The 24,749-nt window shown below is 39.4% G+C and carries 21 protein-coding genes; 5 read left to right on the forward strand and 16 right to left on the reverse strand.

The window, feature by feature from the left end; genetic code table 11:
• Positions 1–79: 79 nt before the first annotated feature.
• Positions 80–691, forward strand: a complete 612-nt coding sequence (locus ACPBEH_RS06220; RefSeq protein WP_424348598.1) for a TetR/AcrR family transcriptional regulator — start codon at positions 80–82, stop codon at positions 689–691.
• A 113-nt stretch (positions 692–804) separates the two neighbouring features.
• Here the strand turns inward: ACPBEH_RS06220 and ACPBEH_RS06225 are convergent, their stop codons facing one another.
• Together ACPBEH_RS06225 and rpsN are read right to left on the reverse strand one after the other, a co-directional pair.
• Complete coding sequence (locus ACPBEH_RS06225; RefSeq protein WP_424348599.1) at positions 805–1,980, reverse strand: multidrug effflux MFS transporter; 1,176 nt, start codon at positions 1,978–1,980, stop codon at positions 805–807.
• A gap of 324 nt (positions 1,981–2,304) precedes the next feature.
• The gene (gene rpsN, locus ACPBEH_RS06230; RefSeq protein ID WP_085391622.1) at positions 2,305–2,574 is read right to left on the reverse strand and encodes a 30S ribosomal protein S14; all 270 of its coding nucleotides are present in this window, start codon (positions 2,572–2,574) and stop codon (positions 2,305–2,307) included.
• A 204-nt stretch (positions 2,575–2,778) separates the two neighbouring features.
• On the opposite strand from rpsN, the gene ACPBEH_RS06235 reads away from it, so the two are divergent.
• From ACPBEH_RS06235 to ACPBEH_RS06245, 3 genes are all read left to right on the forward strand, one after another.
• Positions 2,779–3,312, forward strand: coding sequence for a PadR family transcriptional regulator (locus ACPBEH_RS06235; protein ID WP_424348600.1), 534 nt, complete (start codon positions 2,779–2,781; stop codon positions 3,310–3,312).
• A 227-nt stretch (positions 3,313–3,539) separates the two neighbouring features.
• Positions 3,540–5,078: a BCCT family transporter gene (locus ACPBEH_RS06240; RefSeq protein WP_424350056.1), complete on the forward strand. Its 1,539-nt coding sequence runs from the start codon at positions 3,540–3,542 to the stop codon at positions 5,076–5,078.
• Positions 5,079–5,120: 42 nt separating this feature from the next.
• Positions 5,121–5,588 (forward strand): DUF2798 domain-containing protein, encoded by a 468-nt coding sequence (locus tag ACPBEH_RS06245; RefSeq protein WP_056947689.1) that lies wholly within the window; start codon positions 5,121–5,123, stop codon positions 5,586–5,588.
• Between the two features lie 123 nt (positions 5,589–5,711).
• On the opposite strand, the gene ACPBEH_RS06250 is transcribed toward ACPBEH_RS06245, so the two are convergent.
• The 6 genes from ACPBEH_RS06250 to ACPBEH_RS06275 all read right to left on the reverse strand — a co-directional run bounded on the left by ACPBEH_RS06250 (position 5,712) and on the right by ACPBEH_RS06275 (position 11,486).
• The gene (locus ACPBEH_RS06250) at positions 5,712–6,698 is read right to left on the reverse strand and encodes an aldo/keto reductase (RefSeq protein WP_424348601.1); all 987 of its coding nucleotides are present in this window, start codon (positions 6,696–6,698) and stop codon (positions 5,712–5,714) included.
• A gap of 113 nt (positions 6,699–6,811) precedes the next feature.
• Complete coding sequence (locus ACPBEH_RS06255; RefSeq protein ID WP_056947693.1) at positions 6,812–8,002, reverse strand: NupC/NupG family nucleoside CNT transporter; 1,191 nt, start codon at positions 8,000–8,002, stop codon at positions 6,812–6,814.
• 22 nt (positions 8,003–8,024) lie between these two features.
• Complete coding sequence (locus tag ACPBEH_RS06260; RefSeq protein WP_424348602.1) at positions 8,025–9,176, reverse strand: iron-containing alcohol dehydrogenase; 1,152 nt, start codon at positions 9,174–9,176, stop codon at positions 8,025–8,027.
• Positions 9,177–9,185: 9 nt separating this feature from the next.
• Positions 9,186–9,785, reverse strand: coding sequence for a YczE/YyaS/YitT family protein (locus ACPBEH_RS06265; RefSeq protein WP_424348603.1), 600 nt, complete (start codon positions 9,783–9,785; stop codon positions 9,186–9,188).
• Between the two features lie 48 nt (positions 9,786–9,833).
• Positions 9,834–10,529 carry a phosphoribosylanthranilate isomerase gene (locus ACPBEH_RS06270; protein ID WP_226474487.1) on the reverse strand — a complete coding sequence of 232 codons (696 nt, stop codon included), beginning with the start codon at positions 10,527–10,529 and terminating at the stop codon, positions 9,834–9,836.
• An 18-nt stretch (positions 10,530–10,547) separates the two neighbouring features.
• Positions 10,548–11,486 (reverse strand): PfkB family carbohydrate kinase, encoded by a 939-nt coding sequence (locus ACPBEH_RS06275; RefSeq protein ID WP_424348604.1) that lies wholly within the window; start codon positions 11,484–11,486, stop codon positions 10,548–10,550.
• 168 nt (positions 11,487–11,654) lie between these two features.
• Between ACPBEH_RS06275 and ACPBEH_RS06280 the strand changes: the two genes are divergently transcribed.
• Entirely contained in the window at positions 11,655–12,746 is a 1,092-nt protein-coding gene (locus ACPBEH_RS06280) for a PfkB family carbohydrate kinase (protein ID WP_011373963.1), read from the forward strand.
• Here the strand turns inward: ACPBEH_RS06280 and ACPBEH_RS06285 are convergent.
• The 8 genes from ACPBEH_RS06285 to efp form a co-directional block, all read right to left on the reverse strand.
• The gene (locus ACPBEH_RS06285) at positions 12,743–13,678 is read right to left on the reverse strand and encodes a nucleoside hydrolase (RefSeq protein WP_016264561.1); all 936 of its coding nucleotides are present in this window, start codon (positions 13,676–13,678) and stop codon (positions 12,743–12,745) included. The two genes, ACPBEH_RS06280 and ACPBEH_RS06285, sit on opposite strands and share 4 nt — an antisense overlap.
• 136 nt (positions 13,679–13,814) lie before the next feature.
• Positions 13,815–14,216, reverse strand: a complete 402-nt coding sequence (locus ACPBEH_RS06290; protein WP_424348605.1) for a MarR family winged helix-turn-helix transcriptional regulator — start codon at positions 14,214–14,216, stop codon at positions 13,815–13,817.
• A 173-nt stretch (positions 14,217–14,389) separates the two neighbouring features.
• On the reverse strand, positions 14,390–15,370 hold the full coding sequence (locus ACPBEH_RS06295) for a WxL domain-containing protein (protein WP_424348606.1): 981 nt from the start codon (positions 15,368–15,370) through the stop codon (positions 14,390–14,392).
• 136 nt (positions 15,371–15,506) lie between these two features.
• Positions 15,507–15,659, reverse strand: coding sequence for a hypothetical protein (locus ACPBEH_RS06300; protein WP_424348607.1), 153 nt, complete (start codon positions 15,657–15,659; stop codon positions 15,507–15,509).
• Positions 15,640–16,704: a WxL protein peptidoglycan domain-containing protein gene (locus ACPBEH_RS06305; protein WP_424348608.1), complete on the reverse strand. Its 1,065-nt coding sequence runs from the start codon at positions 16,702–16,704 to the stop codon at positions 15,640–15,642. The genes ACPBEH_RS06300 and ACPBEH_RS06305 overlap by 20 nt, the downstream gene beginning before the upstream one ends.
• Entirely contained in the window at positions 16,697–17,734 is a 1,038-nt protein-coding gene (locus ACPBEH_RS06310; protein WP_424348609.1) for a DUF916 and DUF3324 domain-containing protein, read from the reverse strand. The genes ACPBEH_RS06305 and ACPBEH_RS06310 overlap by 8 nt, the downstream gene beginning before the upstream one ends.
• A 13-nt stretch (positions 17,735–17,747) precedes the next feature.
• Positions 17,748–23,321, reverse strand: coding sequence for a WxL domain-containing protein (locus tag ACPBEH_RS06315; protein ID WP_424348611.1), 5,574 nt, complete (start codon positions 23,319–23,321; stop codon positions 17,748–17,750).
• An 835-nt stretch (positions 23,322–24,156) separates the two neighbouring features.
• Complete coding sequence (gene efp, locus ACPBEH_RS06320; protein ID WP_424348612.1) at positions 24,157–24,720, reverse strand: elongation factor P; 564 nt, start codon at positions 24,718–24,720, stop codon at positions 24,157–24,159.
• Positions 24,721–24,749 lie beyond the last annotated feature (29 nt).

The raw sequence follows: 24,749 nt of genomic DNA on the forward strand, positions 1-24,749 counted from the left end.
AGTGTTCGAGTTAATACTTTAACAAATTTTAAAAATAATTACAATTCTTTTTTCTGAAAAATAAAGGCGGTTTATTAAGATGGTTAAACAAACAATTTCAGCAGCCCAAATTACGGCCGCTGCCTTTGAAATTATGCAAACAGGCGGGACAGTTGAACAGCTCTCAATTCGTAAAATTGCGGCCAAGCTCCACATTGGCGTCGCGACTTTTTATTGGCACTTTGAGAACAAACAAGCGCTCCTTCAAGCAATGGCTGACGAGATTATCGCCGGGATTCAATTTCCGCCAACGACACCGGACATGCCTTGGACTGAACAGATCAAGCTGATCTTCAAAACAATTTATGCCGCCTACCTCGAACGGCCATACGCAGCCGAATTAATGTTGCGGACCGTCCCTGCGACCAAAATCCGCCTTAATCTTATTAACCAACTCTTACAAATCTTATTAGACGCTGGCTTTACACCCGAACAAAGTAGCCTAGCGATTGAATCCATCGACCACTTCATGTCAGGTCTCTTCGCCGATATCGCAGGGGAAATTGAGATGAAACAACGCGCACTCAGTCAAACTGATCCTTACCTCGCACAACTTCCGCTGAAGATGAAGACAATCGCTGCTAACAATCATTTCGACGCTTTTTTTAGAAACGTTCGAACACCACCGGCAACAACAGCAACACTCCGCTGAAAAATTTATGTTGGGCTTAGATATTTTTCTAGCTGGTCTTGACCCACAACGCCATTCTTAACCACCAAAAAAGGACTTGGGACAAAAATAATTTTGTCTCAGGTCCTTTTTAATTACTCTTCGTTATTTCGAATCACTAACCCATACCAAAGTGCCATGACAGCGACAATCGTTACGATATACAATGGCAATCGACTGATTGCGCCTGTATGCAACAAACTCATGCCGTAAGTCAAAGCACTGATTGCAAGGTAATAACCAAAACTAAATAGTCCACTGGCAGTGCCAATCACCGCTTCGTAACCGACTAATGCCAGGTTTAAAACGACCGGTAAAGTCGTATTTAAACCCCAAAAGACGATTAGAATTAAAATGACCATCAACAACAGCTGATCATAATAACTGGCAACCAACAATAACAGGCTCCCTACTAAAGCAAGCACTAAGCCAAATTTAGCCATCATCACCGCTCCAAACTTGGGTGCGCCGTAATTGGTGGTCATTGCGCCTAAAATGCTAGCAGCGGCTAACACAAGCCCTAACCAGCCATATTGAACCGTACTGAGATGAAAATGGTTGATAAAGATAAACGGTGCTTCAGCGTAATAACTGAATAAGATACCGTTGATGCCGCTAATCACGGCCCCATAGACCCAGACTTTTTTATCCGTCAGCAAGCGTTTCGTCACTGCCCCGACATTGATCTGTGCCGGCACACCAGCTGGCCGTGTTTCTGGTAAACACGCACCCGCGTATAAAATCGCGCCAACCGCCATCATAATTAACACCGAGAAAACTTGGCGATAACCAAAATAGGTTTGGACAAGACCGCCAATCAACGGGCCTAAGGCTGGTGCAAGTGCCATGGCCGCACCAACTTTGGCAAATACTTGGGCCCCGCGCACACCACTGAAGGATTCACGCATAATGGTTTGTGTCACCACTGAACCAACACTCGCGCCAAAAGCCTGTACTAATCTCGCTAGAATTAACCAACTAAAATGACCGGCCAATAACAGGCCGCTATTCCCAAGTAGGTAGACGCCGATACCTAACAACATGGTTAGTCGTCGCCCGAGCTGATCGGATAACCAGCCCCAGAATAAAACACCAAAGGCAAAAGCCATAAAATAGGTGCTCATCGTCAATTGTGCCGTTTGCGCACTGACGTGAAAGGCCCGACTAATCATCGGTAAGACGGGCGTAAAAATTGATTCGCTAATTTGTGGAAATCCCACCAACACAATCATTAATAGAATTGATGGACTTTTTTTTGAGACGTTTTTCATTTTAAAACTCCTAATTAATTTAATCTGCTGAAAAACGTCTTTAGTCACTTACGGTCGCACTTTGGATAAATTGTGAATAACTCATCTTCAACCCTCCTCATTTAATTTAGTTGACTTGTTAAACAATTCCTACCAATATATCAAAAAAGCATTGTGAATTCAAGGTATAGAAAAAGAGGCCTCGAAGAGACCTCTTTAACGTGCTTTTCAGCATAGGGATATTTTTCCGGTTAGCTACGCCACGCAAATAAGCGACTTCGTCGTTTATTCACGCAGCTATGCTAATCCTCAAAATATCCCTATGCTGAAAACCACTCACTTTTTTTACCAGCTTGCTTTTTTGACGCCTGGGATTTGCCCTTTGTGGGCTAATTCCCGGAAATTGATCCGGCTCATCCCAAATTTACGCATGAAACTTCTTGGTCGGCCATCAATCAAGTCTCGGTTACGTAGACGAACTGGACTTGAATCCTTTGGTAGTTGTGCTAAAGCGGCGTAGTTGCCTTCCGCTTTTAAAGTCGCGCGTAGATCCGCATATTTTGCGACTAGTGCGCGTTGTTTTGCCAATTTTGCAATCTTTGATTTCTTAGCCATTGAATGGCCTCCTTCTATTATTAGTATTGTTGCTATTTCCCTCAGAAAATAGCCTGATTAGACACCCAATTCAGCTATCCTATACCAAACCGCTTCGAAATTCAATTAAAAAGACTTACAAAAAGTAACTATATTCTAATTGCAACGATATATCGTCCCTATGCTATACTTTAAATAAGATTTCGCTTAGAAAGGAACTTCTATATGGCACAGAAAAATATTCTCCAGTACTTACTCCTCGGTCTATTAAATCAGGCGCCCAAAACTGGATACGACCTCAAACGCGTTTTTGAAAATGAAATTGGTGAATTTTGGCAGGCCAAACATAGCCAAATCTATCCCGAACTAAAACGCCTTGAAACCGAAGCTCTAATTACCCATATCGAACTCATTTCTGGCACTAAACTCAAGAAGAAGCAATACACGATTACCCCTAGTGGTGTTAGCTATTTCAACGAATGGCGTTATTCGCCCACCAGTGAAATTCTCGCTAGCAAGGACGAATTCATCCTCAAACTCTATTTTATCGAATCAAAAGATGATCAACATCTACCAGCTATGTTTGTGGAACAAACAACCTTGCACACCGATAAACTCACTCATTTATTGGCGCGTAAAGCACTCGTCTTCCCTAACCAAGCCACAATTACTGCCAATTATGGCCACTATCTGATTTTAGAGCATGCAATCAATCGTGAACAGGATTACCTAAAATGGCTAGCCACGGCTGATCGTTAATCTTTTTAATCCACCCTTAACAAATCTCAGATAAGTGCTATGCTATAAGAAGAAGTAAATCAAGTTAGGCTGTTTTTTCATTTGTATACGTTATAATAACGCGCTTGTACAGGTGGTCAGTTGACCAATTGTATGGGCGCTTTTTATTTTGATTAAACAACTTAGACTTTAACAAACACAGGAGGAACATTATTTTAAAGCGTAAGAATGTTGATAAAGTCGTCTTTATCCCCACGATGTTATTGTTCGGGATTGTCTCCGCATTTCTAATGTTAGGAGGTGACACACTCCAGCACTCTATTTCGCAATTATTGGACACGATGACGTCCCATTCCCAATGGCTCTACATAGGTATTTATATTATTAACTTCATCTTTTTGGTTTGGTTGGGCTGTAGTCACTATGGCCGGATTCGTTTGGGCCAACCTAACGAAAAACCTGAATATAACGATTTTCAATGGGGCAGCATGGTTTTTGCCACTGGGATTGATGCCAGCATCTTAATGCTCAGCACCACCGATCCACTCCAATACTTACAAAATCCACCATTTGGCGCTAAGCCCTTTTCAGCAGCGGCTTACCGCTACGCCAACGTCTGCGGTCAGTTTAACTGGGGACCAATGGCCTGGATGATTTTTGCCACCGCCACAATTGCGATTGGTTATGCACTCTATGTTAAGAATTTACGCGTTCAGCGCTTGAGTGCCGCCATCGATTTACTAGAAGGCCCTCAAACCTATAAAAAGGTTATCCGCCAACTCATCGATTTCATTGTCGTCTTCGGAATTATGGGCGGAATCGGCTCTTCAATTGGGATGGAAATCCCCGTCATTTCTAAAGTCCTTAGTACGATGACTGGCTTTTCAGATACCATCTGGTTAAAACTAGCCTTGTTCGTTGTTTTATTCGTGCTCTTCACTTTAACCGTCTACGCTGGGTTAAATAAAGGGATCAAGAAACTGAGTGCTTGGCACATTTACACCGCTATCGGCTTTTTATTACTCGTTTTATTAATCGGTCCCACCCGTCATTTGATTGGCGCCGAAGGTCACGATCTTTTCCATTTATTTGGTAAATTTGGGCAACTCAGTTTAAACGCAACTGGCTCTGATAGCCATTTCGCCCAACACGAAATGCTCTTTTATTGGGGCTGGTGGCTATCTTACATGCCTGTGATGGGCTTGTTCATCGCCCGTATTTCTCGTGGACGGACTATTCGCCAAGTGCTACTGGGGATGGCGACTTATGGGGCGCTCAGTTGTATGAGTTTTTACGCCATCCTTGGCGGTTACGCCCTCTTCTTACAAAGTTCGGGGCAAGTCGATCTTGTCAACCTATTAAATACACAAGGTCAAGCTGCCGTTATTGCCGCCGTCATCACAACGCTCCCTTGGAAGATTGTCATGCTCGCGATTTTCTGTTTATCTTGCTTCATTTTCTTAGCCACGACCATTTCATCGTCAGCCTTCATCGTTTCCTCATTTACTAGTCTTGAATTGAAGATTGGCGAACAACCTAACCGTTGGAATCGGATGGCTTGGGTTGTCATTTTCATTTTATTTTCACTCGGAATTGTGCTTGTCGGCAGTTTTCAAACCGTTCAAGCGGTTTGTGTGATTGCGGGCTTCCCACTGATTTTTGTCTGTGCATTGTTACTCGTTTCGATTTTCCATGCTGTCCATAACGGTGAAATTCCGATCGAAATTGAAAATGAAGAAACTTCTCATTTTCTGAAAAAAAAACTTACGCCAAAATTTTTTATGTGATACGGTTATATCTGTTAACTTTTCAGAAAGAAGGAAATTGATATGCCTACCAATAAAAAAGAAGGTATTATTTTTACAACATTAATGTGTTTCTCAATGGTACTTGGAATGAGTATCTATAACTTATTATTACACGGGAGTTTTTCATTTGTCGCTTTAATCACCGGCTTGATTCCTGGCTTCATCGTCGCTTTCATCCTCGATGTTTTCGTGATCGGCGTACTCGCTAAAAAGATCGCATTCAGCTTACCACTTAATAAGGACAATAAATTAGTCATGATTTTAACAATTTCATGTTTGATGATTCTTGGTATGGTCACATGTATGTCACTCTTCGGTGTATTAATCGAAGGTGGGATTCCAAACGATCTCGGCGGTGCTTACAGACACGCTTGGGCAATGAACATTATCGTTGCCTTACCACTTCAATTAATCGTAGTGGGACCATTCTCACGTGCGATTCTTGGCAAAATCCAAGCAAATGCAGCAACTGCAGAAACAGCTGAATAAAAAAGAAAGTGTGTTTGAAACGGTCTGACGAGTGACACTAAGCGCAGAAGTCAGTTTCAATAAGCACATTTGAATATCAAAAAGGCGTTAGGGCAAAATTACATTTGTCCTAACGCCTTTTTACTATTTTAATACCTTTTGAATGGCCGCTAATTCTTCAGGTGCAAACGTTAAGTTATCTAACGCGTGTACACTATCTTGAAGTTGACTCAATCTAGAAGCACCCACCAAGACACTCGCAACGGTTGGTTGTTGCAAGTTCCAAGCAAGTGCCATTTCAGCCAATGATTGACCACGTTGTTGCGCAATTTTGTTCAATTCTTGAACAGTGCTGATTGTTTGGTCGACCTTTTCAGGTGATAAGAATGGACTATCTGGACGGGCAGCACGTGAATCCGCTGGAATCCCATTTAAATAACGGTTCGTCAACATGCCTTGAGCTAATGGGCTAAACGTAATTGCGCCTAAACCTTCTTCAGCCAACACATCGGTTAAGCCATCTTCAATCCACCGATCCAACATATTGTAACGTGGTTGGTGAATAATAAATGGTGTGCCAAGTTCTCTAAAAATCTTAGTAATCGCTTTTGTTTGTTCAGCGGAATAATTGGAAATTCCGATATATAGAGCTTTCCCTTGATGGACTAATAAATCCAATGCCCGCGCCGTTTCTTCAATCGGTGTCTCAGGATCTGGTCGATGACTATAGAAAATATCGACATAATCTAATTGCATCCGTTGCAACGATTGGTCACAACTAGCAATTAAATTCTTCTTTGACCCCCATTCGCCATAAGGACCCGGCCACATATAATAACCCGCCTTAGACGAAATAATCATTTCATCCCGATATTGCTTTAAGTCTGAGTGCAAAATCCGACCAAAGTTTTCTTCCGCACTACCGGCTGGTGGGCCATAATTATTGGCTAAATCAAAATGCGTAATCCCCATATCAAAGGCCCCAAAAATAGTTTCTTTTTGAGTAGCCACTTTATCTGTTTCACCAAAGTTATGCCATAACCCTAATGAAATTGCAGGTAATTTCAACCCAGAATGGCCGACACGCCGGTAGATCATATCGTCATATCGCGTTTCTTTTGCGTTATACATGCTTAAACGCCCTCTTTATCTGTATTTTTATGCAATCGGTTACATATAGTAGTATACCATTTTCTATTAAAATAAAAAAACATCTCTTATTAAAATTAAGAGATGTTCCTTTCCTAAAAATACATACCAACAATCGTACCAGTCAGCATGGAAGCCATTGTAGCACCTAACAATAATTTCATAGTAAATTTCGCAACAACAGCACCTTGTTTCTGATCAATTGCTTTGATTGATCCTGAAATAATACCAATCGTTCCAAAATTTGCAAAACTAACTAGATAAGTCGAGATAATCGCTGTTGCTTTTGGACTCAAGGAATGTGCAATCTGTGATAAATTCCCCATTGCAACAAACTCATTTGTAATTAACTTCGTGGCCATTAAGCTTCCAACCTTAACAATATCGTCAGCTGGCACACCAATAACAAATGCGACAGGTGCAAATACCCAACCAATAATATCAGTGAATGTGACATTAAAGAAAAAGCCAAATGTATTGTTTAAAAACGTTACTAATGATACAAATCCAATTAACATTGCTGCTACGGTTAAGGCAAGTTGAAAACCATCAACAATATAATTACCTAAAACTTGGAAGAATGGTTCCTTTTCAGTGGAGAGATGAGCTTCTATCGTTTTTTGATCCTCTACTTCTGGTTCATACGGATTAACAATACATGAAATAATAAGGGCTGAAAAAATATTTAAGAAAACAGCGACAACAACAAATTTACCGGGAACCATTTTCATATAAGAAGCCAACATCGCCGCACTTACCGCTGACATTGCGGATGCGCAGATTGTATATAAACGTTGTGGTGATAAATTAGGAATTCGTTCCTTAATTGTTAGAAAAACTTCAGGTTGCCCCAAAACAGCTGTTGAAACTGCAAAATAACTTTCTAATTCACCCATTCCTGATAATTTATTAATGCCTTTTCCTAACCATTTAATAATAAATGGTAAGACCTTAATATAGTTCAAAATGCCGACTAATGCCGAAATAAATACAATTGGCATCAATACGTTGAGGAAGAAGACTGAAGCGCCACTCTTAATTACAACACCTCCAAAAACAAAATCGACGCCACCTGCAGCTTGCCCCATTAACCAACTAAAGAAATTAGAAATACCTGCCAAGACTTTAACCCCACCTGATGTATGTAAACACAGGAAGGAAATCACAAATTGGGTAACTAATAAAATACCAATTTGTTTATATCTAATTTTCTTTCGGTTGGAGCTGACTAACCAACCAATCGCAAATATAAAGACTAATCCGACTATCCCCATTAATATACTCATAATAACCTCCACTTTCAGTTATCTAGCCAAAGTTTTTCAATAACATCATTGCACCCTCTTGATCAATTTGCTTAGGTGTATTTCCCGCAAAGCGTTCATTAACGACACTTTCTATATTAGTTAGCAATTCATCTTCTGAGATATTAAAATCGGTGAATGGCTTCATCCCAAGAACTTTATCTCTAAATTCACGATATTGAATAGCCGTAATTCTACCGATTTCAGTATCTGTTGGATCTGCGGGGTATTCAGCGCCCAAAATCAAACCAATTTCTTTTACTTTTTTACTTCTAACTGGTGCAATAAATTGAAGTACCCCAGGTAACGCATAAGCACAAGCCATTCCATGGGGCATATGGTACTTGGATCCAATCACATGTGCAACGGAATGACCAGCATGTGTCCCTGCATTGTTTAGCATCCAACCACCTAGTGTAGCAGCAACCATCACACGTTCACGTGCTTCTCGATCCTGTCCATCTTCAATTACCTTAGGTAAGTATTTGACTAGTAAATACATAATTTTTTCGCAAATCGCATCTGTGACAGGGCTCGCTAAGGTTGATGTATAACCTTCTGCCGCGTGTGAAAATGCATCTAAGCCAGTTGCAATTGTCATCCCTTTAGGTAATGTCATTACTAATTCAGGATTCAAAACTGCAAATTCACTAACTGCATTATTCGCTAACACCGCTAATTTGGTCTGAGTTTCTGCATCCGTAACGATTAACGCATTCGATAATTCACTACCCGTACCAGAAGTTGTTGGTACTGCTATCAATCCGGGACAATCTTTTATTTCATTGCTTGCTGTGACGTATTCGCTAATTTTGCCACCATTTATACGAACGATATTAATTCCTCTAGCAACATCAATGGCACTGCCTCCACCAATTGCGATTAAGCTATCACAATCATGCACTTTAAAGAATTCAGCCCCCTCATCCACCACAGTTGTTGGCGGATCAGAAACGACTTTGTCATAGATAGAGAATTGTATATTGTTCTCCGTCAATTTAACTTGCAATTTTTTTACAATTGCAACTTCTTTTAGAAAACTATCCATAATAATTAACGGCTTTTTATATTGTGTTTCTTTCAAAATACCCAAAATCGTTTTAGGTAAATCATCGGTTACTAATACTTTGGTCTTTTGAACTAATTTATAATCCATTTCATCCTCCTAAATTCTCTCACCGTATAACAATCGGCTAAATAATTGGCTTAAATATTGAATTGTCGGTCCTGTTGTTAATGCCGTCAGAATCGTAATTGCGCCAAACCGACCGCCCAATAAAACGCCAGCAATAATCAAAACAACATCCATTGTTATTTTAGAACGGCGAATACTCCAGCCTGTTTTGTCCCGAAGCGTTAGCATTAATCCGTTAAAAGGATCGACCCCGATGTTACTAGCAACAAATAGGCTAATTCCTAGATAGTATAAAGAACAACCAACTAGACCGGCTACCCCTCGTATCCACAATGTATTACCCACAAAAATGATAGTATACAGATAACTACCTATACTGATAAAAAAGCCATAGGGTACAAGATAGATAAGCGTTCCAACATTAATATATTTCCGTCCAAAGAAAAACAAAATAATAATCAACCCAATATTAATATAATTGGAAACCACTCCTAACTGCGCATGTGAAAGCTGAGCAGCTTGTCGAATGCCATCATAGATAATTCCTACCGGATCATTACCTAGTTGTGTGTTGTTATTAATCGCTACTCCAATACAGACTAGGAATACCCCAACAATCGCTGTTATCATTTTCTTTAGCGATACTGTCTTTAAACTCGTCCGTATTACTTTCAATTTTTATAAACCAACTTCTGCAGCTGCTTTATCTGCTCTTTCACAGAATTCACGCACCTTATCGATATCTTTTTCCATATGACCGCCATCATATTTAATACTTGTCTTTGTTAATGAATCAACGCCATAAGGTTTAATTTCCTTAATACACTCTTCAACATTATCTGGTCCTAATCCGCCAGCAATAATAACTGGAATATTTACATTAGCAACAATTGCCGCATCAATTGACCAGTCATGTGTTAATCCACTAGCACCAATTCCTGTATCTGCAGCTAAACCAGAATCTGTTAATAAGTAATCTGAGAATTTTGCATATTCTTTAGCACGTTCCACTGCTTCCGGTCCATCTACTAAAACGGCTTGCATTAATTCTGTTTCCGGGCAAACCGCTCTCAATTGATCTCTAAACGCTTGATCTGCAGTATATTCCATCCCAGCAATGTGCAGGATATCTGGACGAACCCGTTTCGCAATATCTAACATTTCTTTAGGATCTTTGTTCAACATGATTGCCACTGTTACAACACCACGTCTTTTGGCTTCAGCAAAAATTTTATCAACAGTTTCTAATGGCACTCGATGCGCTGGCACACCGCCATCTTGCATTGGTACAAGCCCAATATGATCAGCACCTGCATCCATTGTTTTTACGCTTTCATCATAAGTAATAAGTGAATAAATTTGTTTTTTAATCATTAGTAAATCCTCCAAAAATTAATTTTTTACTGCTTGTCGACAACGATCAATCACATTTTTCGCAGTTAAATGTGATGAAACGGCTGAAGCACTTCCCACCGTAATACTTGAAGCAGCTTGCGCATATTGACCAATCTCTTTTAAAGAAGCCTTTTTCCCAAAGTGATAATATGCCCAAGCAATGGTTGCCATGCTACAATCCCCAGCACCATTACAACTTATAATTGGTACCTTAATAATCGGTACTAGTACTGTTTGACTTTCATCTGCACATAGAATACCGTGTGCGCCAAGCGAGATAAAGACATGACGAATTCCTTGGTTAACTAAATATTCTGCTGCCATTTTAGCTGAGCTTTCATCGGATATTTTAATTCCAGTTAGAAGTTCGGCTTCCATTTCGTTGGGTTTAAACGTATCAATTTTATTTAAAACGTTTTCAAAACGACGCGCTTTAGCGACTGAAACCGGATCAACATACATCGGTACCTTCAAATGATCTGCCAACCATTCAATTGATTCTTGCGGAATATTAGCATCTACAATGCATAAAGTGGCCTGATTAATTACCGCTAATCGTTCCTTTAAAAAATCAGGAGTAATATTATTAACGATACTCATATCGTTAATTGCCGCTAACATGTCTCCTGAGCCATCAGTTACATAAAGATAAGTTGAACTATTAGCGCCTTTAATTTCAGCTGCATAATCTAAATTGATCTTATTTGTTTCACATTCTCGATGTAATATTGCGCCGTATTGATCGTCTCCGTAAACCGTCATCAGATACGTTGGTACACCTAAATTGGCTAGATTATGTGCAATATTTTGTCCAACACCACCAACGGATAGGTTAACCTCACCAGGATTAGAATCACGTTCAATAAAATCCTTGCCTGGCATACCTGCAATATCCATATTCAACCCGCCAACGACTACAACATATTTATCGTCCATTTCGACACCTCCGTCTCTTTATCTCCTGTATGCAAACTCATTATAAAACGCTTACAACTATTTGTAAACACTTTTTTATAAAATAAACTTTTGTTTATCAAAATTGACCTACAGTAGTTAATAACCTATACTTAAGCTACTTACTAATTAGATGGGGACTGGATTAGCATGACAAAACGCGAAGAAGAAATTTTAAAAATAATTAAAGAAAATCCATTAATTTCACAACAAGAACTGGCCGATAAATTCGGTTTAACAAGATCTGGCGTTGCTGCCCATATTTTTAACCTCACCAAAAAAGGTTACATTGCCGGCAAAGGTTATATTATTAACGAGCCAAATTTTGTAACCGTTATTGGTGGCGTTAATATTGATATCCTAGGATTAACCGATACAACACTTATTCAGCAAAATTCTAATCCTGGGCATATCACTTTTTCTTTAGGTGGAGCTGGTTATAATATTGCCCATAATTTAACAAAACTTGCAGTGCCAAATTATTTTATTACGGTTTATGGTGATGACCTGAATGGGCAAAAATTTGAAGAAGATGCTCAAAAAAATCATCTCGCTATCCAGCATTCAAAAAAAATACCTGATAAAAGTACATCTTCTTATCTTTACGTCAATGATCCAGATGGCACTCTGAATGTAGGTGTCGATGACATGGGAATTTATGATGATATCACACCCGATTTCCTTAGCGAGCGACTAGCCACAATCAATACTTCAGCTTACTGTATTATTGATACTAACCTACCTGAAAAGACAATCGACTGGCTATTTGACAATTGCAAAGTACCTATTTTTGTTAAAACTGTTTCACTCAATAAAAGTTATAAATTACAAAACGTACTTTCTAAAATAGATACATTAATGACAACTGATAAAGAACTTGCAATGCTGACTAACTCATCTGTGACTGATGCTAAAACTGCTGAAAAAAGTGCCAAAAAGCTACTAAAAAAAGGCATAGAACATATTTATGTTCTAATGCCTCATACTGGATTATTTTATATTGATAATCGAAACACTAAATTAATCGCTGGTATTCCAATCAAGCGTGTTAACAATAATGGCGCCAGTGCCGCGTTAACAGCCGCAGTAGTTGATAGCCGCTTAAACAACCTAGGTTGGGAAAAAACAACACAGATTGCTTACACCGCTGCCCTAATTTGTATGGAAAGCGCCAAAAGTGTTAACCCATTATTGTCAAAAGATTATCTTCTTAAGACCGTAACCCGTTACTTAGAAAGTTAGCCAATCGTCCGCAACGCATCTTCAACTAGCCCCCAGAATTTAGCGTGATCTAGTTTAACAGCGACTGATGTTTGACAATCTTCAGGGATTGGATAGCTGAAATCAGCGACGGTCATCCCACGTGTTAACGTCCCGTTGAGTTCAATATCAACTGGGACTTTTTTAGTAGTCATAACGGTTGGATCAATCACATAGGCTACCGCACATGGATCATGAACGGGAGGGGCATCGAAGTTTTGGCCCTTCTTATACATATCGCGGAAGAAAGCCAATAGGTCAACAACAAATGCCGATGTTTCAGTGTGAATGGCTTTAATTTCTGACACAATATCAGGTGTCGCTAAGGCTTGATGCGTTAAGTCTAGACCCACCATCGTCACTTGCCAGCCCGCATTGAAGACAATCTTAGCGGCTTCAGGATCAAACTTAATGTTAAATTCAGCAACAGCACTCGCATTGGCTTCGTGGTAACCGCCACCCATGAGGACTACTTCTTTAACCCGGTCGATAATCTTAGGTTCTTTGCGCGCTGCCATCGCGATATTCGTTAAAGCACCAGTTGGCACCAACGTAATTGTTTTAGCTGGATGACTCATAATTAAATCGATGATTAAATCGACTGCGTGAATTTTTTCAAGTTCGACAGTGGGTTTTGGCAAAACAACGCCGTCTAGGCCAGATTCACCGTGAATATCTGCGGCGACCTTAATTTCTTCAATCAAGGGGCGTGAACACCCTGCGGCAATTGGCACATCATGCATACCAATCATCGTCGCAACAGCTAATGCATTGCGTGTTACCTTAGTTAACGTTTGATTAGCAGCAACTGTCGTAACGGCTAGCAAATCAATTTCAGGATTCCCGTGAGCAAGCATCATTGCGACTGCGTCATCATGCCCTGGATCACAATCGAGAATTATTTTCTTCGTCATTATTAATACCTCCACTTTAAATAACTATCGTTTACATTATCACTATAGGATTTAAGCGGTTACAAGTCAACTATTAACTGATTTAAATATAAAAAGACACCGACCAAAATAACATTGGCGGCGTCTTTATTTAATATTATCCTTGTTCTTCGATACGCGTTAAACTCTCAACATCCGATTGCGTAATTGTTATGTCATCTTTTTTTAGTGCCATTTTGACACCTCGAAAGACTGCGTTACCCTTTTCCGTAACTTCCAGCAAGACTGTCCGTTGGTCATTGCCCGCTGCACGTACTTTTTGAATTAATTGTTTATCTTGAAGTGTATTAATTTTTCGAGAGGCTGCGGGGGCCGATGTTTTAAAAACCGTCGCAATTTGACCGGGCGTATTGTACCCGAGATCAATAATATGTTCCAATACTAAAAATTGTTCATAGCTAATCCCATATGCCTCACTCAGCGCATTAAAGTAGTGCATAATTCGTTGGGCTTCTAAATACCACTGACTTGTTAATAAAAGTGATTGTGATTTCGACATCCCGTTCACCTCCTTTTTAAAATAGAACGCTTCTTCACACATCAACCATTCGGTGTTATGCTATGTAATATAAAAGTGATCAATAGCTGTTTTCGAAGGCATACTAGCGATCACTTTTATAATAATACTCGAGGCTTTAGTCCTAATACACTCTGTATTGGATTAAAGCTTTTTTATGCAACTGTTGAGTTTAAAGTCCATGTTAAGTTAGCTTTGTAGATGGCATTTGAAACTGCAGCGCCAGCAGGCATTGTTAACTTAATGTTTTCTGGTAACCAACCAAAGACGTTAGCACCTTGGCCTTCACCAGCAATAGCTTTAGCAACAGTCATATCTGTTCCACTAGCAACTAATGGTGTTGAGATATTCTTAGTGATATTTGCAACAGGTGCTGCTGTTGGTTTAGTTGTCAAAGCAGCTAAATCTTTAGCGTATGTGTTATCGTTCTTATCTTTTGTTAAACCTAATACGTTTTGTGTTTGTGCGTATTGTGTGTCGCTAAGTGTTAATTTAGCATCTTTGATTTCTTCTTTAGCACCAGTTTCATCAACGATTGGTTTTGAAGGATCACCATTGTCAACGGCTGTTAAAGGACTTTCAGATTTAACTGATAATGTCCATGCACCAGCTACGTTATCTGTTCCCTTGTGGAAGCCTGATGTTGGTTTACCGTTAGCGTCATTCCCACCGTTCATTGGATCGACATGTGTCACTTGTTTATCAACAACAGTTGCCCATGCAGTTCCCTTAACAGCGTCTAAAGCAGTATCAGTACCAGTTGTTAATGTTGCTGTTTGGTTAGCATTTGTACCATCAAAACTACCTTTTGTGTTGTTGTTTGATAATGATGTATTTTTACCATCAGCAGTAAAATCTAATTTTGAATCATCCAAAAGTTTGTGGTTACCAAAATCTAATGTGTGAGGAACCATTTGGAGACGTAAGTAACCTGTGTTACCGTTGCTTTGGTTATCACCGAATGAAATACCAATTTCTGTGTGATCGTTTTGTGGTAACTTTGTACCACCATTATCATTTGTTTTAGCATCTCCTGAACCTGCAATTGATGTTGCAGCGAATGATGCTGTTGGTGCCATGATTGAAAGTAATGTTGCGCCAGCTAATACTGAGCTTGTCAATTTTGTGAACTTCATATGAAATTCCTCCCTAAAAGTATTTTGCAAATAAAGTGCGTTTTTATTATATCATAAAATTTATTAGTAATCAATATAAAATTTACGATTATAACCAAAATTATTGTGATGCGTTTTCGTAGCAGCATTTTCGCCACTACATCGTAATCGTCGTATAAACGTTATAGCTATGGTAAACAAGAGCTGCCATAACGCCAGCGCCAATGAGTGTGATTGATAGTATCGTTACCAGCGCAATCATGCCCCATTTCGTCTTTTGATAACCAAATTTATTCACCATTCTTTGCATGAAGATCCCTCTTTCGTTTTCTAACTCGGTAAACTCTCACAATAACGCCGCCGATTATGACTAAGATAACCGCTGTACCACCTAGAACCCAATTTCGATTTCTAAGATAGGCTGCGTTTAACCCGTTAATATATTTCGCTTGTGACGCTGTAATTAAGACATTCTTATGCAGCGTCTTTTTGTAATGTGAATTTCGGGTCGTGAGTGTCATACTATACGTCCCTGGTACTAGCCGTTTTCCCCCAAGTAAAAGATCAACATAGAAACTCGTATTTGGTGCGACTTTGCCGTTTTTGATTGTTGTTGCATATTGAATAAACTGCCATTTCTGATTCTGCAATTTAATCTTAATTTGGGTCTTTTCAAGATAGATTGGATCAGGATTATTGAGTTTAACACTAATTGCCGGTTTCTTATCCTTTGTCAGCCGCGTTTTAATCGAAGGCGATTGTAAATAATGATAATCCCGTTTTTGCACCGTTTGACCGTTTAGAATTAACCCAATCGCATAACGATACGCGTTCTTGACGGCTGACTTTTGGTTAAATTGATTGGCACTTAAATTAACCGCAGTCGCCTTAGTGCCTTGAAAAGGCTGATTAACCTTAATCTTGATTGCAATCCTTTTAGTAGCACCAGCCGGTAACTCAGTCTTTCTGGAGACTGAGACTAACTTACTCCCCGGCTGCTTTAACAGTTGTCGATTATTTTGATGTGAACCCAGATAATCGACAGAAGCATTATCATTGGTTGTCGCATCATTTACTTGACCATAGATATTAATTGTATGTTCAGTCGGATTATAAACTTTAATATGAACCGTCTTTGTTTGATCCGTTTTAAGGTGAAGATTAAAGTAACCTAACTGCTGACCGCCAATATTATCTTTGGGTAATTCCGGCATCAACATGAATGTCGCCTTATTTGCTTTAGGAATTTCAATCGATGACTTTTTCTTGGCTGCTTGCGCAGTCCCAGCACCCAAGGCAATCATCATCCCAAAAGCCATCCCAATTGTGACCAACTTCCGGATCGGTTTAACCAATTTTAATCACTCTGTAAAGGCCATAGGCTGCGACTAATAATAAGACCCCATTGGCTGCGACAACGTATAACCATTTATTCGTTGGTCGTTGTAATGAACGTTTATTCAAACTAGCAGCGGCCTCTTTAGAAACTTTAAACGTCTTCTTGAACGTCCATGACATCGGTAACTTGTTCCACAAGTTTTCCCCAGTCACTTTAACTGCGACGTTATAAGTGCCCGGCTTCATATTGTCATATGCCCATGATATTGGTAATGTGACAACAGAGTTAGGGGCCATACTTGAACCTTCTTTTTCGTAAAGACGATTATCTGAGAACAACCCTTTTCTTGAAACAACCGCTTTAAAATGGACATTCTTCAAAACCATTGGTTGTGTATTGCGAATGTTAACCCCCATTGCTGGGCGACTGTTATATAGAATCGGTTTGGTTGAGGCGTATTTCAACTCGGGATACACTTTATAGTGCGATCCCCGTAAATTGATGCTGACCATATAGGCATAGTTACTAGAAATCGTTTGGTCAGACGTCTTATTATTACGATATTCGATAAACTTCCAACCACCTGCAATCATGCCATTAAAATTATCAGTAGGCATTTTAATCTCGGCTTCAACTACCTTAGTTTCTTGCGGCTCTAAATGAATCGTCTGGTTTGCTTTTTTAATCGTCGCAATTGTCGTTAGCGGTATTTTAGCACTTGGATCCAAACCCTTAGCGGACGATTGAAACTTCATATCGCCGCCAACCTGGGTCATACCGTTTTGAATCTCACTGTTAACCGTGATTTTCTTATCGGTAAAGTTTTGAATCCGCATCTTAATCGTATTCTTTGTCCCCGGCTTAAACTTGAGGTCGTAGTAATGTAAACTCGTATCAACTTGCGCAACCGATGTAATGGGTTGGATTTCAAAATCCGCTTTTTCAGTATTATTGTCAGCCCGCACTTGTTGACTAAGGCCAAAGCCGCCCACGACACCTAGTGCTACGCCTAAAATGATATTTTTTAATAATCGTTTTTTAAACACGATTTGATTCCTCCTATGGTGCAACCGTCAATGACCAATCTAAAGTAGTTGTATAGGTTGTATTATCTCGTTTCGTTGTGGCAGGTACGTATAAACCAATACTGATACCTGCATTTTGTTTATTTCCAAAGGTATACGTCCAAGTCCCCTTACCTTGATCATCGCTATAAGGATTGGTTTCACTACTTTTATCCTGGCTAGCATCGTCAGCTTGGAAAACACCAGATTTCTTGTAAGTCATTAGATTTTTAACCGTATCACCAGGTTTTAAATCAAAATGATCAACTGTGGACATCGCTTGGGTTGGCGTTGTGTTATTTGGATCAGCACTCAGCGTTCCATTTCTAAACTGTAACTCTGCGTCTTTTAATTCTTGCTTACGATCGTCGATAAATGGCGCTTTTTGAGCAACTTGTAATTGCCATGATTGAACCCCGTAATTATCAGTGACTTGTACTTTTTGTGGTTCCTTCAACTCTTCCAAGTAATAGGTGCTATCAGTCTGCGACCGATTACGTTCACCAAAGTCCCAATAAGTAGGTGCTTCAATTGAAATCATCCGTTTTCGATAACCATAGGTAATCGTCCGACCATCTTTAGTAAAGAGTGGGTCGTCCTTATAAGCCTTGGCCCATCCCGGATTATTGATGATATCATCTGATTCTGACACAGCAATAATCGTGTAACCATCAATCACTTTAGGTGCCACTCGATCGTCACCGACTGTTGTACCATCTTTTGAACCACCAACGTAAATCCCTTTCGAGAACGGCTCGCCAATCTTACCAATTGCAGTTTCGGTCGGTGCAATCGTTTGATCTTGCTCACTAGCACCACTTGTCACTTTATCCATATCAACATAACGAATGACCGTTTGGCTCTTGCCCAACTTCAAATTCAATGTTGTATCAGGCGCAGCAGCCGTCGTTATTGCGACACCACTAGCATCCTTTAATGCATCACCGTATACGTCAGTTAAGCGATCTGCTGATAAAGTAGCATGATTTTTAACCGGAATATCAATATCTTCCGTATTAACCTTCATCTGATAAAGAACAACTGCCATCTGACCACGTTTTAGTGGTTGGCTAAGCGTTACCTCCGTATGATCATCACTAAACGTAGCGCCTGAATCAACCTTGCCATTAACTGCGACACTAAATGAATTAGGGACGTAACTTAACATGTCACCGCTCTTTGAATCTTTAGCTGGGTCAAGGGCAATATTGGTTAACTTAACGTTTTTAACATCCGCATTATTCTTTGAATTCGCGTTAATGATGAAGCGATAACCAATTAGATCATCCTTTGAACCTTCAGTTTTACCTTGCCAATCCTTATCTGGTTTTGTTTCATTTTTGATATCTGAATAAACCGACACTTGTTGCTTCGTTTTGATATTAACTTTCGTGGTGTTAAACGGGATTTGATTATTCTCAACATCTTCAATCGGTGCGTTAGGATCTGTTGCCGCCAATCGATCAGCAACCACCTTCCCAGCATTTTCAATATAGGCTGAGTGTGAAACATCGTAATCTGTCAACGTCCGATCATAAGAAACCGTCAACACTTGATTGGCCTCTACAGCACCAATTTGAACAAGCCCATTGTCTGGAAAACCAGACGTTGTCGTTGTTACATTAATCGGCGTACCACCGATAGCACCAAGCGTTACTTTAAGCGAATTAGCATCATAATCCATCAAACCAGATGGATTTTGAATAATATCTTTAATCGACACATTTGTCAGCTTACCTTTAGCCGTCACTTGGAACGTGTAATGTAACTTGTCTCCGACCTTAGCAGCCGTTTCAGTTTTATTTGTATTGTCGCTGGTTGGGTATGTCGCATTGGTTACTTCCTGCTTAACAGTTGCTTGTGGTTTATCCGACATCACCACCGTTGAAGCTTTAGTTTTATAGACATTAGGTGCATTAACTGGATCCTGGGCGTTGTCTAGCTTAGTTGCCCCCAAATCCGCACTATTATTAATCCCTCGATACGTCGACACAACAAATTGCATTTGATACGTCACAACGTAATTTGTACCCGGTGCTGCATCAGCTAATGCGATTTGCGCATTGTCTTTTAAATTCTTTTCTTGTGCTGTATTATCAACGTCACTATTAGCATTACCATTCTTCGTTATTTTTAACGAACCATCCACCAGTTTCATAACACCGCTCTGATTAAGTTTAATATTCTTTATCACAAGCTTGTCTAAAGACGCTGTGTTTGAGCTTGGAACATTTACTTTATAAGAATATTCAATAATATCTCCCCTGCCGGCAAAGACTACCAGAGTAGGTCCATCGCCAGTCGACAAGTTCGTAAGTATTTGTTCACCTGTCACTTCTAGTTTATCTAGTAACGTAATCGTTGCCACGTTTGATTTTTGACCAACGCCATACGAACCGGCCACGATACTTGCTTGGTTATCAATTTTAACTTTTGTGGCTGGCACAACATTTGCTTTAACGGTTGCGTCCATTGTAATTTGGAGTTGCTTCCAACCTTTATAATCGGTGGTATCATTGTTGGGAATTTTAATACGGCCCGTTGTCGCATCAATTGCAACTGATTCTTCAGCTCCCCATGAACCATCCGCCTTTTGACGTTTAATTGATACAGTTGTAGGGGCGTCTAAGCTTGAATCTAAAACATCTTCGACCGTAATATCACTTAAAACCTTTTGCGTATCTGGCGTAATGTTAATTTGATATTGTACCTTTTGACCAGGACGCGCTTCGACACTATCTGCAAAAGTTGTCGGTGCAACAGAACCGTTATACAAACCAACTTGTTTCGTCATCGTTAAGTTTAATTTCTTAACCGTCAACGTTGTCGTGTTAAACTTAAGCCCCGTAGCATCCGGTTTCGTTGCATCAATTGCCACGCTGCCGTCTAACTTAGTTGCTGTCAGCCAAGCATCATTAGTAATTGTTTGGTCCGCATTATCCTTCACCGTCATTTCATAAGTGATAGTGAACTGTGTATCTTTAGCCAATTCATCTAAGGCGCTAATTTTAGTATAATTACCATCCTTGAAGGCTTGTTGAACCGCGGCGGTTGCAGCGGTTCCGTTGATTTTCAATGAATCATCTACATATACTAGGCTACTTGCCGGTGCGGATTTAATCTGGTCAACCGCTAGTTTAGCTAGTTTTTCCGTATTACCTGCATCCGATTTACCAGTAAAGGTATATTGGATTTTATCGTTTGCGTAACCCGTTGTTTTATCTAACGTATCCGAAGTATCCTTCTGGGTTAGATTTTTAATATATTGATGGAGTGAATCCTTTTCGAGCGCATGTTTATCAGTAACTGTAACTTTAGCATCCGCATCAGGGGTTGTCCCAATCCCGTAAGAGCCAGCCACTAATTCGGCGGTATTATTAATCACTTGGCCGTCGGTAACCTTATTGCCCACGGTTGCATCAATAATAATTCGGACCTTTTTCCCCTTGGAAACAGGACTTGGTAAGGTTAATTGATGACTTGCATCCCAAGTAGCGTCGGTTAACGCGCCCCAAGAATCATCTGTTTGTTGATATTGAACCTGAGTCTTAGTAACAGACAGGTTTGAATCAATTTTATCTTGAATGATCCCACCCGTTAAATCGGTGTTAGGTGAAACTGTTGTTTCGATTTGGTACTGAACATGATCGCCAGCTCCCGCATCCGTTGTTGCGGCAAACGTTGACTGACTATCTTTTGAAACATTACGAACTAACTTCGTCATTGAGGTTGGATCTTTCACTTCTTCAACATCAAATTCACTGTCGGCGCTGTCGCTAATGACCGCATTGCTATTACCTGAATCAGACCCTGTGACATCGACGTGATTTTTAACCGTTTGTTTAGACGCATTGCTCTTAATTTTGACATCAAATGTCACTTCAATATTACTGTTATCACCAAGATCTGCAGGAACAGCTTTACCATCGGTTGTTTTCAATTGCCCTGGTTCAATCGTGATTGTTTTTTTCGTTTGATCATAGGCACTTGCCGGCACATCAGCTACATATTCAGTTTTATTACCAGTACTATCGTAACTAGAAAGCGTTAATTTAATAGATTGATCATCAATTGATAAGTAATCTGAAATGGGTTGATCTATAATTTTAACGCCTTTCCAACTATCTTGATAACCAGTATTAGTAACCACAATCTTATATTGGCCCTTATCGCCAACGTGATTCATACCATCTGTCGCTGTTTTATTCGTCCAAGTCTTACTTGTTGTTGGCACAACAATTGGTCCGGTCATCCCAATCATATCTTGTCTAAAATGTCTCGTTTCACCATTCGCAATTGGTTTAAAATCCCATTTTGCAGAATAAGACGTTCGACTGCTACTATCGATTACAGTATTGGGTGTCTTTGTTTTGCCGTTTCGTTTAGCGCCATTTCCGGCAAAATTCTTACCATCATATGAATTAAAAACATTGGTATAACCATTAGGTAAATTGGGGGAACCAAAATCATCTGGCCCATCAGGGACCGCCATCTTCATTAAAACCTTGTGTTCCGCATCTTTCCCTTCAATATAGAGACCTTGGTCATTCCCAATCGACTTAACAGGCACGCCATCATCCAAAGCTAATCGTGTCACGCCACCTAATAAAATTCCGAAATTATCGGTTTGACCAGAGATATTCTTAACATACAGTTCTTGTTGGACACCAGGCGTATCGCCAGGCGTTGGCGCCATTAAAATTTCAACAAGATATTTATGCGTTTTATTTTTAGAATCAACACGTGTGAAATAGCCCATAACCTTCATCCAAGAACTATTATTAGCACCTAACTTAGTGTAATAGACCTTATCGGTTAACTTATTGGCTAATATTGATACTTGTCCATTCATGTAGCCAGAAGGTTCTTTAGTCGGCCCAACCGTAGGGCCCCATTTACCAGCATCATTGGGATCAAACACTATCCCAAAACCCAGATTATAGGTTGGTCCGCCTGAACCATCATCAGTAAGCCCCGTTTGAACGGAACCATAATAGATATTAGTTAAATCAGCTATCTTACGAGAACCACTTGAACGAGCAATCGCTACATTCATTTGCCCACCGCGTATCGAGGTGTAACCAATTTGTAGACCCGATCCTGTAGTCCCTGTTGTTTCTAGTCTTGGATCCTGCGCAGTTGTGATTGATCCAAACGTATACTGAAGGCCGCCTTCAGTTTTTTGTGTAAATTTTTTAAAGCCCAGTGCCGCGACGCCAGGGCCTGGAATCCATCCCGTAATACCGTCGTCAATATCAGTGGCTTGAATTGCTGTTGCTCGTGTTGACCTTGAGGTTTTTGCTTGTTTCGATTTTTCTGTTGTTTCTTTTGTCGACTGTTTTTCCTCACTCGTCGACTGACTTACAGTTGTTGCTTGCTCCTGATTTGAGCTTAACGTCTTTACGGCAGAGCTCGTACTTGCAAGTGCCTTTTGATAATCGATCACCTTGGATAAATGGCTACTTGAATTAGTTGCCTCACCTTGCGCATAGATTGGCACAACAGTTTGAATAATTGTTGTTAAGATAAAAAACGCTGTCATTAAAAAATAAATACTTCGTTTCTTCATTTCTAATACCTCCCATAATGCGGCGGTCTCTCATTATCATCAATCGCTACTTTAAAATAATGACCTTGCCGGGTAATAAGCTCGACATACTATGTACTCAACACACTTTATATGCTGTAAATAGTTTTCTATGGGATTAGTTTATATCATTATCAAATCGTGTGCAACCCTATTTAAGCTAATTATATAAATGGATAAATATGTAACTATGCAACTATTTAACGAAGTTCATTTATTGTTCAAAAGACGTAAACCATCATTATTGTCATTAGTATAAATATTAAAAATAAATTATCGTTTCCATTTCTTATTCGTTAAATTTAATTATATTTATATATTAAAAAAATGTTCCGATACATTTAACAGTTTGATAATCATTTAATAACCACAATCGACTATCATTTCTACTGATAATATTTGTTATCTAAAACCACCTGAACCGTTAGGCATCATCTTCATATATTATGATTAATCACCCTCTTAACCATTGTAAGAATATTCATTTTTAAAATTCATTTATTTTTGCATATCATCGTCTTTAACGACGTTTATCATTGTTATAATCACGTTTATCCGCCTATAAGTGTTATTGTTCTAATGTATATATCGTTGCATAATCATTCTAATTAAGTAGGTTAAATTCGAAAAAAAAGATTATTTTTTATTTCGCCACTCATCTATTTTCGAATAATCAATATTATATTTAAAAATGCTGCTCTATAAAATTAGGTACATATAGCAATTTAAGTAACAAAAAACGGGCATTATGGCGATTAACCATAATACCCGTTTTTTGTTACTGCTCAAAATCTAACCATGAATCAAAATCACTCTATTATTTTGCTGCACGTTTAACGTATGTGCCTTCTTGTGTGTTGATTTCTAGTACTTCGTCAGCACTGATGAAATCAGGAACACTAACCACTAAGCCAGTTTCCATTGTTGCTGGTTTACCAGAACCTGTAACTGTTGCGCCTTTAATAGAAGGTTGTGTTTCAACAACGCGTAAGTTAACAGTTGTTGGTAACGTAACACCAATCACTTCTGCACCGAAGAATTGAATCTTACAATTCATGTTTTCTAATAAATATTTCAATTCTGCTTCAATGGCTGAAGTTTGAATTTCATATTGTTCGTATGTTTCAAGATCCATGAAGAAAGCCACGTTATCTTGTGTGTAAAGATATTGAACATCTTTCGTATCGATCATTGCTTGTTCAACTTTAACTTCTGGACGCATCGTTGTTTCAACAATTGAACCAGTCCGTAAGTCGCGCAATTTCACACGCATAACCGTGTTACCTTTACCTGGTTTGTGGTGATTTGCTTCCAAAACTTTAATTAATTTACCGTCTTGTTCAAACGTCATGCCTGCTCTAAGATTTACTGCTTCAATCATATCATTAATCTCCTTTGTTGAAAAAGTAC

Origin of the sequence: Latilactobacillus parasakei (genome assembly GCF_049674265.1) — a bacterium.
GTDB lineage: Bacteria > Bacillota > Bacilli > Lactobacillales > Lactobacillaceae > Latilactobacillus > Latilactobacillus sakei.

Bases quoted from the DNA above. Each gene is read 5' to 3' on its own strand.
- ACPBEH_RS06285 (WP_016264561.1), bottom strand. From the start codon at position 13,678: ATGACGAAGAAAATAATTCTCGATTGTGATCCAGGGCATGATGACGCA.
- ACPBEH_RS06250 (WP_424348601.1), bottom strand. From the start codon at position 6,698: ATGTATAACGCAAAAGAAACGCGATATGACGATATGATCTACCGGCGT.
- efp (WP_424348612.1), bottom strand. From the start codon at position 24,720: ATGATTGAAGCAGTAAATCTTAGAGCAGGCATGACGTTTGAACAAGAC.
- ACPBEH_RS06300 (WP_424348607.1), bottom strand. From the start codon at position 15,659: ATGCAAAGAATGGTGAATAAATTTGGTTATCAAAAGACGAAATGGGGC.
- ACPBEH_RS06275 (WP_424348604.1), bottom strand. From the start codon at position 11,486: ATGGACGATAAATATGTTGTAGTCGTTGGCGGGTTGAATATGGATATT.
- ACPBEH_RS06290 (WP_424348605.1), bottom strand. From the start codon at position 14,216: ATGTCGAAATCACAATCACTTTTATTAACAAGTCAGTGGTATTTAGAA.
- ACPBEH_RS06245 (WP_056947689.1), top strand. From the start codon at position 5,121: ATGCCTACCAATAAAAAAGAAGGTATTATTTTTACAACATTAATGTGT.
- ACPBEH_RS06260 (WP_424348602.1), bottom strand. From the start codon at position 9,176: ATGGATTATAAATTAGTTCAAAAGACCAAAGTATTAGTAACCGATGAT.
- ACPBEH_RS06280 (WP_011373963.1), top strand. From the start codon at position 11,655: ATGACAAAACGCGAAGAAGAAATTTTAAAAATAATTAAAGAAAATCCA.
- ACPBEH_RS06255 (WP_056947693.1), bottom strand. From the start codon at position 8,002: ATGAGTATATTAATGGGGATAGTCGGATTAGTCTTTATATTTGCGATT.
- rpsN (WP_085391622.1), bottom strand. From the start codon at position 2,574: ATGGCTAAGAAATCAAAGATTGCAAAATTGGCAAAACAACGCGCACTA.
- ACPBEH_RS06315 (WP_424348611.1), bottom strand. From the start codon at position 23,321: ATGAAGAAACGAAGTATTTATTTTTTAATGACAGCGTTTTTTATCTTA.
- ACPBEH_RS06235 (WP_424348600.1), top strand. From the start codon at position 2,779: ATGGCACAGAAAAATATTCTCCAGTACTTACTCCTCGGTCTATTAAAT.
- ACPBEH_RS06265 (WP_424348603.1), bottom strand. From the start codon at position 9,785: ATGATAACAGCGATTGTTGGGGTATTCCTAGTCTGTATTGGAGTAGCG.
- ACPBEH_RS06220 (WP_424348598.1), top strand. From the start codon at position 80: ATGGTTAAACAAACAATTTCAGCAGCCCAAATTACGGCCGCTGCCTTT.
- ACPBEH_RS06225 (WP_424348599.1), bottom strand. From the start codon at position 1,980: ATGAAAAACGTCTCAAAAAAAAGTCCATCAATTCTATTAATGATTGTG.
- ACPBEH_RS06295 (WP_424348606.1), bottom strand. From the start codon at position 15,370: ATGAAGTTCACAAAATTGACAAGCTCAGTATTAGCTGGCGCAACATTA.
- ACPBEH_RS06270 (WP_226474487.1), bottom strand. From the start codon at position 10,529: ATGATTAAAAAACAAATTTATTCACTTATTACTTATGATGAAAGCGTA.